This is a genomic window from Halalkalibacter kiskunsagensis, from assembly GCF_037027555.1.
GTDB lineage: Bacteria > Bacillota > Bacilli > Bacillales > Bacillaceae_D > Halalkalibacter > Halalkalibacter kiskunsagensis.
Genome location: NZ_JAXBLX010000075.1, coordinates 1 through 12,905 on the forward strand (window position 1 = coordinate 1; position 12,905 = coordinate 12,905).

Consider the following 12,905-nt stretch of genomic DNA (forward strand, 5'->3'; position numbering starts at 1 on the left):
CTATCAATGATAGGATTTATTGACGAGAAAACATGTTTCTCTATTTCGCTTGGCTTTTGTTCAGTTTTCAAAGAACTCTTCGTTGTTAAGTAACAACCGTCACTCGTTAGCGACATTCACTATCATAACATAACGGTTAATTCCGCGCAACAACTTTTTAAAAATTGTTTTTTGCAATTTGTTATGAAACAATCAGTCGTTCGCTGCGACAATAAATAATATATCACGAATGATAATTCTGCGCAATAGTTAATTTAAAATTAATTTTTGCGGCTAGGTTTAATAATCTATCATAGTTCGACACGCTGGTCAACAAGAATCAACTCCTTGAGCTATACCACACAAAACAATACACTAAACATAAACCTCTACATTAACAATAAGACCCTTAAGCATCATTTACGAGAAAAAAATATAGCAATCATATTCAATAAAATCCATCCCTGCACCTACTATTCACTTTATGAGGACCTGTAACCTGTATCCTTCCGACTGTGGAGCATCTCAATAAGGTGGATGAATCGGTACAGGCCATAACAATAAATAAAGTGTAAGTAGTAAAAACGTACCTAGAACTATAATTAAATAACCTTACATCCTATTTAATTACCTTACTTTCAGTTTCTTCCCTTTAATCGTCGTATTTTCCATCGCTTGTAACACGACCGAACCTTTACCATTAAAAAAGTCGACATACGTTAACGTATCCTGAATGGTAATAATTCCAATACATTGTTACATCTTTTAGTCTCCAATTCAATAATCCGATACTCGATCATATTCGTCGTTTCTTCAGTTGCTTCTATCTCAATATGAACTGGTTTTTTCATATACTTATAGCAAAGAGCTTCCATATCCTTAAGCACTGTAGCAGTGAAAACCATAGTCACTCGGTTATCAAGTAGTTGTTGAATGATCTTTTCCATATCATCAATGAAGCCCAAACAACTAACATTTAAGATTTATAACAAAGCTATCAGATACTTTTAAGCACTTAATAGCTTTTTCCTAAATTAAATTTCTACCTTTATTTCTAAGTCTTGTTTTATTGAACGTTCGGAACGATACCTACCAGGTGAAGTACCAACATGCTTTTTAAAAACTTGATTAAAATATCTTTGATTGCTATAACCCACTTGTTTGCTTATTTCAGAAACTTTATAATTGGTTGTTTGTAGTAATTTCTTCGCAGTTCTAATTCTTTTATCAATAATAAATTCAAACATAGTTACCCCAAACTTCTTTGAAAAAATATTACTCAAGTAGGCTGGACTAATGTAATATAATTCAGCTACTTCATCTAACGTAATGTCTTTATTAAAATTTTCATTCACATACTTCTTTACATCAATAATTAACTTTTCTTTGTGAGAAAGTTGATTATTATTCATATAATGTATTAGTACATTCACCTTATTTAATAACCAACCTCTAATGTCGTCAATTGACTTTAATTGATTTAACTGATTGTTTATTTCATACTTTTCCCCTAAAATAGTTTCTACATTTAGATCAAATTCTTGATGAATATAATCATAGATGTTATTAATTAGCTTGAAACATAAATATTTAGCAGAGCCTGGCTCTAACATCTTTTGCATTGAATATTCCAATACTTTATTAATTAATTGAGGAATGTTATTTAAATCAACATCTTTACTATTAAAATAATTATCAATCATCGTAATCACTTTAGAACCTATATGACGGTTCATTTTCTCTAAATTGCTATAAAACGTCATCGATTGGTTTACATACAAACCAATGGTCAAAGCTTCTAGTGCCTCTCTATAGGATTGCTGTATAGTTGATAGACTTGTTTGCACATTTCCAACCCCTATGAGAGGAAGTGAACCAACTTCCTTTTCTAATAATGTAGAAAACTCTTTAATAATAGAATTTGTTCCGTTATTTTCATGTTTACTAGTAAATGCAACAACCAATTTATCTTCAATAATATATAGGTACGGTACTACAAGGCTTTTCTTGAAATGATCCTTTAGCCGAATTAAAAAAACTTCAACTTGGTTTTTAAAATTACTAGGCCACTCCGAAAAATTCAAACAACAAACGAGTACCATACAAGAGTTAATTCTACTATCCAATTCATGAGTGTTTATTTTATTTCCGATAATCGAATGTAAAATATATTTATCATCTAATTTACTTTTGTAAGCTTCGATTTCTTTGCTTTTACTACTTACATCATTATTTTTTTCATACTTTTTTATCGCTCTTTGTACCGAATTAATAATTTCTTCTAATTCTATCGGTTTAGTTAAATAATCAACTGCTTCCAACTCAAGAGCTCGTTTGGCATAGTCAAATTGTGTATAAGCACTAATAATAATAAATACTGCATTAGATGATAGCGCTTTCGATTTATGGATCAATTCTAATCCATTCATTCCTGGCATTCTAATATCAACCATGACAATATGGGGTTTTGTTTCTTCAATTATATGTAAGGCTGTTCTTCCGTCAGTAGCAGTGCCAACAATCTCTACTTGATACTCCGCCCAATCAATCGCTGATGTTAATCCATCAATTACAACTTTTTCATCATCGACGATTACCATTTTATACAATACTTTTCACCCCTGTCTTTTCGATTAGCTCTATCATCTTGTTTTTATTATATCATACATAAACTTCTGTTATATAGTTCATTCATTTTACGTTTCTTCATAATATTAACATTCTAATTTCTTTTGAGTTTTCAGCTATTTTCAGATAAAAATCATTCCTTCTCAGATCTCAACTTATTTATCCCGAAATTGTAAATTAACGAGACTACTACTGGTTTAGCCTCGTTATTTTACATGTAATTATTTTCAACTATTCTTTCAACCTTCTTTTATAAATTCCTTTATTTCTAACAATGAGGGCATACTTGGAATCCCGCCTATTTAACTCGTAGACGTGGCAGCCAAAACATTCGCAAACTCTACCATTTTTAATAGTTGCGCTTGCGTTAGCTCAGAAGGATGAACCCCTGCTTCAATTAACATATTGAGAATACCACCTAGAAAAGCATCTCCTTTTTTCTGTCTACTTTATTGGCATTTACTATAAAAAGAGGCACTTCCATCGCTAGGAAGCACCCCAAAAATTAAATGATAAACGAAATAATTCAAGTGTCCGACTTGCAATTGAAACTTTGGAACAAAAACTACCACAAAAACATAGTTGAATATATTATTTATGCTCCTGGCGTTGGAGTGGCTCTGAATGCATTTACAGTCTTGTCCATAACAACCTGTGCATCACCTCCCGAATCAAGAATCGTATTTTGAAGCGATTCTTTTTCTACCAATACTGTTATTACGGTAAGCGGCTCTGATGCTTCGGTAGTCAACAAAGCGTCGACTTGCGCAGAGAAACAAGAATCACTTATCTTGGCATGAACCTCCGTGGCAACAACATGATTATTAGATATATAATTTCCATTACCCGAAACAATACGTATGATTACAGGTGTTGCACCTACCGGCTTGATGTTCTGAGTATTAATTACTTCAGAAAAGTGATTAGCAATTACAGAATTATTATTGCCACTGATATAGAGGAGACCATACAAATCATCTAAACCATTGTCTATTCCCAGAAAAGGAGTCCAAGGTTCATGGTCACGTAAAAAGTGATTTGAAGAAACCATGTTTTCCGAACAATTTTCCCTGAATACCACCATTCCTGGATAAAATGAATGAAGTCTATTATTTGTGATACTGGAACGTGTCACACCATCAAAATAGATACTGCTCGCACCTCGTGGAAAAATATTATTCGCTGTAATCAAAAGTCCACCAAAATTTTGAGCGTAAATTGAATATCCTTTAAAACCGGCTCCTATCAAGTTATCGGTTATTTTTGAAGCCTGTCCCCAACCTCGTAGTTCTATACAGTTACCACATTCAGCTATGAAATTATCATGTATAGTCAGTGCATCTGCATGATAAATAGTAATTCCATGCTCTAAATACACAAACCCCATGCCTGTAATCCGAAATGAGTCACAAGCACTTGCAACATAAATACCCGTTTTCCCGTTAGTGTATGTGTTTTCCGGATTTGTTTCTCCTGAACCATCTTCAATAAAATGCAAACCATCAATACAAAAGTCAGAAAACTCAACCGAACTTATTCGGGGATTTCCACTTCGTTCAACATAAAATGCAGCTCCTTTATATTCCTCGTCATTCACTTCTAGGGGAATATCTACGAGTATGCGACTTCCTCCCGGCCACAATTCATGCAAATCCGCCCATTCATTCTCAGAAGTATTAAAACGAATACTCGAAGATGTAAACCCGTGTCCAGAACCCATAATTTTAAGATAACTGATGTCTATAACTACTTGACTGCCAAGATGATAATCTCCCGGTGGAATATAGATAACCGCACCCGGCTTTCCGCCTTTATTCACATCAGTGTCCGTTTGCCTACTTTTAATATCTGCTATAATGCTATTGATTACCTCACCAATATCCTCAAACGGATTACCGACAGGCCACTCTGTTACGTCGTAATAATTTTTACTAGCCATAAATAAATTCTCCTATCAATTTAGTGTGTTTGTTCATAAACTACTTTTTCCTTGATATAGTTGGAAGTAAAGCCTTACGAATGCAAAGAAGTTTCATTTTGTTATTCTTTTACCGCTCCTAATGTCATTCCACTAACAATATACCTTTGAACAATAATTGAAAATATCATAACTGGAAGACTAAAGCTTACAGCCGCAGCCGTCATTGGCCCAAGATCAAGATTATACGCAGTAAGAAACTCCGATATCCCGACAGTTGCTGTTTTCGCATTGGTTGACGTTAATAATAAAGCAAACAAAAAGTCATTCCATGCTAACATGAAGCAAAAAATGGACGTTGTAGCTAGCCCAGGTAAGGAAACAGGCAGAATGACTTTCATAAATGCTGTAAATATATTACATCCGTCAATTCTTGCCGCTTCATCAAATTCTTTAGGGATATTTTTAAAGAATCCCATCATCAACCATATAGCAAATGGAACATTTATCGCAGTATACGTAATAATTAAAGCTAACCGTGTATCAATTAATCCAATTCCATTGATAATCATATACATTGGGATAGCAATACTTATCATCGGAATCATACGTACACAGAGTGTAATAAGCAAAAATACATTCCCTATCTTTGAAGAGAATCTAGACAAACCATAAGCAGCTAATGCTCCTAAAAACACAGCTAATATTGTACTGACAGCTGCTGAGACAAAGCTATTCATAAAATAATGAATTACTGGCATTTTCTCAAACATACCAATATAGTTTTCTACTGATAATTCCCTTGGGAAAAACGTAGGTGATGGACTTATTGCCTCAGAAGAAGGTTTAAAAGAAGTCAAAATAATATAGATATACGGACTTATAAACAATAGTGCTAATATGGTTGTAATCATTCCAATAATACTTTTTTGGTTAACACGTAAAGATTTTGTTTGGACATATTTTGGTTGTGGAGAAAGGTTCTTATCTGGATAAAGATTTTCCTGTTTCATTTTAACTACGTCCTTTCTACTTCTTATTTGCCCTAAACATGTTTACTAAGAAATAAGAACTTAGAGCCAACAAGATGATAATGAAAATTACTGCCATTGCACTAGACTCACCAACAAGCCCATATCTAGTTAAATTACTGTACATATACGTACTAAGAACCTCGGAAGAGAATGATGGTCCTCCTTGAGTTAATACCCAAACAATGTCAAAGGTTCGAGCAGCATCGATCATTCTTATTAATATCGCAACAACCATTACTGGCATTAATGATGGCAGTGTAATAGAGAAAAATATTTGTATCTTGTTAGCACCATCAATTCTTGCAGACTCATATAATGTGGGCGAGATACCTTGAAGACCAGCTAGCAAGACTAACATCATAAAAGGAGTGGTTAACCAAATATCTGCAATGATTGCTGATAACAATGAATATCTTTCATCGGAAAGCCACTGAATAGCATGAGGGGACGAAGTTATATTAAAATCATATAAAAATTTGTTAACGATACCAAACTGGTTATTTAACATAAATCTCCAAATCAATCCAGTAACTATTGGTGCAATCATTAATGGACTTAGGAGGATTGTTCGAATAATCCCGCTGCCCTTGAACCCTGAATTCAACAGTAACGCAAAAAACAATCCTAGTAATAATTCAACTGATACTGCACCGACGACATAAATAACCGTGTTTATCGTAGCACCTATAAATCTTTCAGATGTTAACGCATTTATATAGTTTGATAAGCCAACAAAACTAGCTTCACTCGGATTAAAGATATCGATCTTATAAAAACTGTCCTTTAGTAGTAGACTAATTGGATAAATTAAAAATACTAGCATGAATATACCAGCTGGCATAAAAAACAGCAGTGAAGTTCTATATGTTCTATTCATCCAAATCAACTCGTTCCAATAATTTTTAGTTATCGGATAGGGGCATCCCCCTATCCGTTAGGTCTTTAATTTTTTAGAATTCCTTCAATAACTTTTTTAGCCTCATCTAGGGCTTCTTGTGGGCTGGTATCTCCTGATAATGTTCTTTGTACAGCAGGCACCAACGCCTCACTTTCAATTTGTTGCCATTGAGGCACAGAAGGTCTATTCGTTGTTTGCGGTGCATTTAAAGTCGTTGATAACGCATTCAAATGATCGAATTCTTCGCTTTCACCAAATTTATCAAATACAGATTGTCGTGACGCTACACCTAATGCTTCTGTATACAGTTCATTCTTTTCATACATAAATTGCAAATATTCTTTTGCAATATCCTTTTTCTTTGACGAAGAAGGGATGACCTGATACCAAGGTCCAGGAACGACTCCTACTCCCGCATCTCCACCAATCATTGGTGCCGCTCCAACATTGCCAGCTACTTTTGACGTCTCAGGATCATTTGAAGGAACATAGAAATGACCCCAAGCCAGCATCATTGCTAACTTTCCATTATAAAATAGTTCAGATGTTTCAGCAGATGCCGTTTCTAACACCCCAACTGGAACAGATTCATCTTCATGTACGATTGATTGAAGAAACTCTAATGCTTCTACATGCGCTCTATCATTGACAATGACATTATTATTTTCATCGACAACAAAGGATTCTGCTCCTGCTTGAGCAACATGATCCAACCAGCTTGCAACTGAATCACCATTGTTTGCTCCAAAAACACTAGTACCGTATAAATCTATAGATCCATCGCCATTCGTGTCTTGAGTGAAAAATTTTGCGACATCTCTATATTCTTGCCAATTTATTGGAGGTGCTAGTTCATAACCGTATTCTTGAGCAAATAATTCCTTGTTTCCTTTATCGTTGAACAGGTCTTCACGATACAGTAGGATTTTAGAGTTCGTCCAGACTGGAAGTGCAAAAGAATCTTCATCCATAGTTGTTGCATCTAGCAGACCTGGGAATAAGTCATTCTCAATCTCGTCTGTAATTAAATCATTAATAGGTTCTAAACTTTGGTAGATTGCTGGAAACCAAATAATATCAATTGTCGCTACATCAAATGCTCCTGTTTGTGAAGACATCTCAGTCCGTAACCGGTCGTAAACACCAACATAAGGGACTGACTCGATCTTCACCTCATACCCTGTTAAATCTTCAAACTCTTCCTTTGTTTCGGTTGCAACTGTGTAAGCAGGACTTCCACCTTCAACTAAGACAGTAATACTTTTATCGTCTTCATTGTTTTGGCCACCACTACTAGGTTGGTCTCCACAAGCTGCTAGTAGAGCTATCACTAATGATAAAATGAGTAATACCGATGCTTTTCTCATAATAAGTCCCCCTATTTTTACTTATCCCACAATCCATGTTCCGGCCACCTTTTTGGTAACCTTTCTTTCATCTCAGGTAGTGGCTTTAATGGTTTATGTGGTTCTAATTGATACCAATAAGCGACACTTGAAAAATCATTACTTTGGTCATTGGCATGTCCATGCTCAATCGTAAATAAATGGTAATCCTCCCAAAGGACTATTTGGTTTCCAGACATTCATATGAATCCTCCTCAATTATTTTTTTGTTGTAAATAACTTATTTACACTTTTAATCTTAAGTCCATATCAACAATTTGAAAATTCCAACATCTTTTAAATATGTCATACATTTTTTTAAAAATAAAATTACTCTGTGCACCGGTGCGTACACAGAGTAAGGTATAAATATAACGACATGAAGAAAAAGAGGATTTTTTCACTATCCTTAAAAACCCAGATCAAGCAGACTTGGATAACTCAAGAACCATTTCAGGCAAAGAAGCCTTTTTACTCGGTTTTGTCCTTGCGTTAGACGTATTCGGAGCTGGTATTGGTGCTGTATTACTTGATTATTCAATCATTTTGACTAGCTTGTCCTTCCCATTCATGAGCGGATTATTGTTAATCATAGGTATTTATACTGGTTTTACTTTATCAAATAGAAAAGGGATACAACAAATGGGATTTTTACCACCGTGTATCCTAATCATTCTTGGTATTTTGAACTTATTATAGAAAATAATAATAGAATGTAAAAACTCTCAAATTTACCGTAGTAAAAAAGCTCATTTTATCACAATAAAAACTTAAGCAATTGCAGAATGTCCCTTTTTCAGTCCAATGGTTAAAGTAACCTTTGTCCCATCGTTAACTTCACTTTCAATTTCAAGCCCATATTGTTTACCATAATGTAATTTAATTCGTTCATTTATATTTTTTAATGCATAGCCTTGTTTGTTCGTTTGTTCGTCTTCCATATTAAATCCAATACCATTATCACTGATTTCAAATGTTATATTATTATCCTTTTTAAATCCTCTTATTGTAAGTTCCCCTTCACCACCTAGTGGCTCGAATCCGTGTTGAATCGCGTTCTCAACGATTGGTTGTAACACTAATTTAATGATTTCTTCATCAAAAATTGATGGATCAACATCTATAAAATATTTAATTTTATTGTCAAATCGAATGTTTTGTATTTCTAAATAACTTTTCACTTGTTCAACTTCTTTTGCTATTGTCGTAATATGATTACCATCATTTAGTGTTAATTTAAAGAGCTTTGATAAACTTATAGCCATTTTCGCTATTTTCTTTGCTTTAACCTTCACGGCCATCCAATAAATAGAATTTAACGTATTATACAAAAAATGAGGGTTAATATGGCTTTGTAAAGCTAACAATTCTGCTTCTTTTTCTTTCAGCTGCGCTTCATACAATTGTACAGTTAATTTATTATTACGATTATAAAGTTCAACAAAGCGATTCCCCACTTTGCCAAATTCATCAAGATTATCAAATTTATTATTTGATAGATATTCTCTTTTCTCCATTTTTTTAACGAGATCTTTTAATAGTGCGAGTTGCTTTGTAATTTTTTTGGTAATTAAAGTAGCACCCAACATAGATAAGATCAATGATACAAATAATAAAAAGACAGCAAGCATACGAATATCATTGATATCTTTCACAATGCTTTGATAAGGAATAATACTTACAATTTTCCAATTCGTATTTTCATTTGTATGAAAGTTTAATATATATTTAGTTTGGTCTATTGTTTCGATAACAAAGTCGTTATCATCATATTCATGCAGTATGTCTACAACTTGATTCGTTGAATAGTATTCTTCATTCCCACTAAAATAGATTGTATTGGTATCATCGAGTATTAAAATATCCCCAGTTGTTGTGACATTTCTGAACATATTCTCAAATACGAACTGATCTAGAACTATGATAGAAATCCCTAATTCTCCACTTGTGCTCAGTTCCCTTAATACCCGACCAAACATTAAAGGATTTTGAGATCCTTCCAATAAATTCATTTCATCTTCTTTAAACCACATCCCCTTCCAGTCACTTTGTAATAACTGGTCATATACACCTGTATTGACTAACTGGTCAAAGATGTTATTGTCTCGATTGCTTTCACCACGATTAATTTTTAAGAATTCATGATGTTCATTCCCTAAATAGATCGCATTAAGATAAGGTCTATTAACAATCGTGATGCTATTGAGGAAATTCTTGGAGGCTGTTTCCAACATATAGTGCTTTGGATTTATATCATGGTAACTTAAATATTCTTGAATATCATTTGATAAAAAAATATTATTAGAAATATTTTCTATATCATCTACAAAAGTATTAATATTTAAATCTAAAACACTTAAAAAATTAGAGGTTGTTTCAGAGACTTGATTTTCAAAAACTTTATTTAAGTATATAAATGTAAACATACCAAAGACGACTAATGGGATTAACGTAGAGAAAAGCGCTAACATAATAATTCTCTTTCGAATAGAATATCTTTCCTTGACTTTATTAAATAAAACCATTTGACACCTCATAACCAAGTGAAAAGTTTTGTTGTAAGTCTCCATACATTCACTTCTATATCTTTAACGATAAATAAAGATTTATAGATTTGCTTTAACGGATCATTCCTTCTATAATCTCTGCTGCCCAATCGAGGGCTTCTCGAGGCGTCTTTTGACCTGACAGTGCATATTGAACAGCGGGAACTAACGCTTCACTTTCTATTTGTTGCCACTCAATGATTGGTGGACGGTTTTGTGTTTGAGCGCTTGATAGATTGGTCATAAGTGGTTCTAAATGTTCGTAACCATTTTTCTTACTGTACTTTTCTAAAACTGATTTTCTTGCAGCAACGCCTATCGTTTCCATGAATAATTCATTCTTTTCATAGATAAACGCAATGTATTTTTTTGCGACATCTTTTTCCTTAGATGATTTGGGAATTACCTGATACCAGGGGCCTGGTATCGTACCAATTCCAGCTGATCCTGTAATCATTGGAGCTGCACCCACGTTACCTGCAACCTTTGATATCGTAGGATCATTAGAACGCATATAAAAATGTCCCCATGCCAACATCATTGCCGCTTTGCCATCCCAAAAAAATTTAGACGTTTCTTGTGAAGCAATTGATAAGGCGTCTAACGGTACCGAATTGTCTTCATGAACCAATTTAGTTAACATTTCTAGGGCCTCTATATATGGCTTTGTGTTTACTAGAACTTCACCATCTTCACCGATCACTAATGGTCCAGCCCCTGCTTGTAAAGCATGGTCTAACCAACTTGCTACAGTATCACCGTTATTTGCTCCAAAAACAGTTGTACCGTAAAAATCCGTCACTCCATCACCCGTTGTATCTTGAGTAAAAAACTTTGCCGCATTGCGATATTCTTTCCAAGACGAAGGTGGTTGAAGTTCATATCCAAACAGTTCTTTAAATATCTTTTGATTATATTCATCTTCAAATAAATCTTTGCGGTAAAGCAAAGTTTTGGCATTTGTCCAAACAGGCAACCCTAATACATGATCATTATAGTAACCTCCAGAAATAAGCCCTGGAAACAAATCTTTCTCTACGTCAGTGGTAATTAAATCATCAATTGGTTCTAACCCTCCCGCTAGTGCAGGAAACCATAATATATCAATAGTTATTACATCATAAGACCCTGTTCGAGTAGCTACCTCCGCTCTTAACTTGTCATATACACCAATATAAGGTGCTGTTTCTATATTCACTTCATAACCTGTCAACTCTTTAAATTCCTCAGCTGTCTCTCGTGCAACCCTAAAAGCGGGACTCCCACCTTCAACTAAAACGGTGATCGAGTTTGTGATACTACCTTCATTTTCTTCTGCCTCATTTGTCGTTTGACCACCAAAGCATCCTGTTAAAAAAAAAGCAATCAACACTACAATTACAGCTAACCCAATTGCCACTTTGTCTTTCATAAATGAAGCTCCCCCTTGCAGTTTTTATCATCTATTTTATTCATGAATTTGACAATCCCATTAACCGAAAATTCAAAAAATAGTTTGTTTTGAGGTACGCTTCATTTTTCATATCTTCTACTACATCAATGTAAATTTTTAAACCTTCTTTCTTTATTATAAAACACTGATAGCGTGGTATATATAAATTTATTTTTTTTGAATTCTTTTGATTATTTTCACAGTCTACTTAACAGGAAGCTAATCATAAAGTGGTTGAAAGTAGAAAACTGATGCTAGTCTAAATACTGGACACGGAAATTGGGAGAATATCAAGTATAATGATAACTAACATTTTATCGGGAGTGTCCAAGATGAGAAAAACATTTGATAAAGAATTTAAATTAGAAGCCGTCCGTATGGTTAAAGAAGACGGAAAGAAAGTGGCAGAAGTTGCACGGGAATTAGACCTTGCCGAGCAAACGTTGTACAATTGGGTGACTAAATATAACAAAGAACAAGAAGCTGGCTTTGTTGGTAGCGGGAACCTTAAATCCGCAAAGAAAAACTTACTGCTCAAATCAAACGTGAATACCTTGATTCCAGAAAAAATTATAGCAGTCCTAAAATCACTCAACAGCTCAATAAGAAAGGCATGAAAGTTTCTCAAAAAACTGTGACACCCATTATAGTATCATTCACCGCTCGAATTTGAAAAGCTATATTATGCACGTTATATAGCAAAAGAGCATCTTAGAAATACCACTAGATCAAGTTAAGGGTTTCGTCCCTTAACTTGATCTAGTGGCCAGCAAGCAAAGCGCGGTAGGAGAAAAAGAAAATCTCAATTCAATGTGTCCAATTTCTTGACATAGTATCAAAAAAGAGTTCGTCTCACAGGAGGACATGGAGAATTTCAAGAAGTTTACTCACGATGTAACCAGCGGCTCAAACCAAGAAGATACTGTTTCTTCAAAACAGAGTTCTCCGGCACCCTCTACTATCTTATGTATGCAAAAAAGCATTCCATTTACGGAATGCTTTTAAGGTTGCCTGGCAACGTCCTACTCTCACAGGGGGAAGCCCCCAACTACCATCGGCGCAAAAGAGCTTAACGACCGTGTTCG

General features: G+C 34.4%; 10 protein-coding genes, 1 rRNA gene and 2 pseudogenes. 2 read left to right on the forward strand and 11 right to left on the reverse strand.

What is annotated here, in order from left to right; all coding sequences use genetic code 11:
• Positions 1–606: 606 nt before the first annotated feature.
• The 8 genes and pseudogenes from SLH51_RS24615 to SLH51_RS23660 all read right to left on the reverse strand — a co-directional run.
• Positions 607–729: pseudogene (locus SLH51_RS24615) on the reverse strand (DbpA RNA binding domain-containing protein); the annotation flags it as partial.
• Entirely contained in the window at positions 699–926 is a 228-nt protein-coding gene (locus tag SLH51_RS23630) for a hypothetical protein (protein ID WP_335964036.1), read from the reverse strand. The pseudogene SLH51_RS24615 and the gene SLH51_RS23630, both read right to left, overlap by 31 nt.
• Positions 927–1,013: 87 nt before the next feature.
• On the reverse strand, positions 1,014–2,579 hold the full coding sequence (locus SLH51_RS23635) for a response regulator (protein ID WP_335964049.1): 1,566 nt from the start codon (positions 2,577–2,579) through the stop codon (positions 1,014–1,016).
• Between the two features lie 623 nt (positions 2,580–3,202).
• Positions 3,203–4,546 (reverse strand): NosD domain-containing protein, encoded by a 1,344-nt coding sequence (locus SLH51_RS23640; RefSeq protein ID WP_335964037.1) that lies wholly within the window; start codon positions 4,544–4,546, stop codon positions 3,203–3,205.
• Positions 4,547–4,647: 101 nt separating this feature from the next.
• Positions 4,648–5,538 (reverse strand): carbohydrate ABC transporter permease, encoded by an 891-nt coding sequence (locus SLH51_RS23645; protein ID WP_335964038.1) that lies wholly within the window; start codon positions 5,536–5,538, stop codon positions 4,648–4,650.
• A gap of 16 nt (positions 5,539–5,554) precedes the next feature.
• Positions 5,555–6,436: a carbohydrate ABC transporter permease gene (locus tag SLH51_RS23650; protein ID WP_335964039.1), complete on the reverse strand. Its 882-nt coding sequence runs from the start codon at positions 6,434–6,436 to the stop codon at positions 5,555–5,557.
• A 65-nt stretch (positions 6,437–6,501) separates the two neighbouring features.
• Positions 6,502–7,824 (reverse strand): sugar ABC transporter substrate-binding protein, encoded by a 1,323-nt coding sequence (locus SLH51_RS23655; protein ID WP_335964040.1) that lies wholly within the window; start codon positions 7,822–7,824, stop codon positions 6,502–6,504.
• 17 nt (positions 7,825–7,841) lie between these two features.
• On the reverse strand, positions 7,842–8,042 hold the full coding sequence (locus tag SLH51_RS23660) for a hypothetical protein (RefSeq protein WP_335964041.1): 201 nt from the start codon (positions 8,040–8,042) through the stop codon (positions 7,842–7,844).
• Positions 8,043–8,274: 232 nt separating this feature from the next.
• Here SLH51_RS23660 and SLH51_RS23665 point away from each other — a divergent pair, with 232 nt between their 5' ends.
• Positions 8,275–8,541, forward strand: coding sequence for a manganese efflux pump (locus tag SLH51_RS23665; protein WP_335964043.1), 267 nt, complete (start codon positions 8,275–8,277; stop codon positions 8,539–8,541).
• A gap of 71 nt (positions 8,542–8,612) precedes the next feature.
• Here the strand turns inward: SLH51_RS23665 and SLH51_RS23670 are convergent, their stop codons facing one another.
• On the reverse strand, positions 8,613–10,367 hold the full coding sequence (locus SLH51_RS23670; RefSeq protein WP_335964045.1) for a sensor histidine kinase: 1,755 nt from the start codon (positions 10,365–10,367) through the stop codon (positions 8,613–8,615).
• A gap of 94 nt (positions 10,368–10,461) precedes the next feature.
• Positions 10,462–11,799, reverse strand: a complete 1,338-nt coding sequence (locus tag SLH51_RS23675; RefSeq protein ID WP_335964047.1) for an ABC transporter substrate-binding protein — start codon at positions 11,797–11,799, stop codon at positions 10,462–10,464.
• A gap of 353 nt (positions 11,800–12,152) precedes the next feature.
• Here SLH51_RS23675 and SLH51_RS23680 point away from each other — a divergent pair.
• Positions 12,153–12,469, forward strand: a pseudogene (locus SLH51_RS23680) (transposase); the annotation flags it as partial.
• A gap of 360 nt (positions 12,470–12,829) precedes the next feature.
• Here SLH51_RS23680 and rrf read toward each other — a convergent pair.
• Positions 12,830–12,905, reverse strand: a 5S ribosomal RNA gene (gene rrf / locus SLH51_RS24660); the annotation flags it as partial.

Coding starts and splice junctions, on each gene's coding strand:
- SLH51_RS23630 (WP_335964036.1), bottom strand. CDS start 926: ATGGAAAAGATCATTCAACAACTACTTGATAACCGAGTGACTATGGTT.
- SLH51_RS23635 (WP_335964049.1), bottom strand. CDS start 2,579: ATGGTAATCGTCGATGATGAAAAAGTTGTAATTGATGGATTAACATCA.
- SLH51_RS23640 (WP_335964037.1), bottom strand. CDS start 4,546: ATGGCTAGTAAAAATTATTACGACGTAACAGAGTGGCCTGTCGGTAAT.
- SLH51_RS23645 (WP_335964038.1), bottom strand. CDS start 5,538: ATGAAACAGGAAAATCTTTATCCAGATAAGAACCTTTCTCCACAACCA.
- SLH51_RS23650 (WP_335964039.1), bottom strand. CDS start 6,436: ATGAATAGAACATATAGAACTTCACTGCTGTTTTTTATGCCAGCTGGT.
- SLH51_RS23655 (WP_335964040.1), bottom strand. CDS start 7,824: ATGAGAAAAGCATCGGTATTACTCATTTTATCATTAGTGATAGCTCTA.
- SLH51_RS23660 (WP_335964041.1), bottom strand. CDS start 8,042: ATGTCTGGAAACCAAATAGTCCTTTGGGAGGATTACCATTTATTTACG.
- SLH51_RS23670 (WP_335964045.1), bottom strand. CDS start 10,367: ATGGTTTTATTTAATAAAGTCAAGGAAAGATATTCTATTCGAAAGAGA.
- SLH51_RS23675 (WP_335964047.1), bottom strand. CDS start 11,799: ATGAAAGACAAAGTGGCAATTGGGTTAGCTGTAATTGTAGTGTTGATT.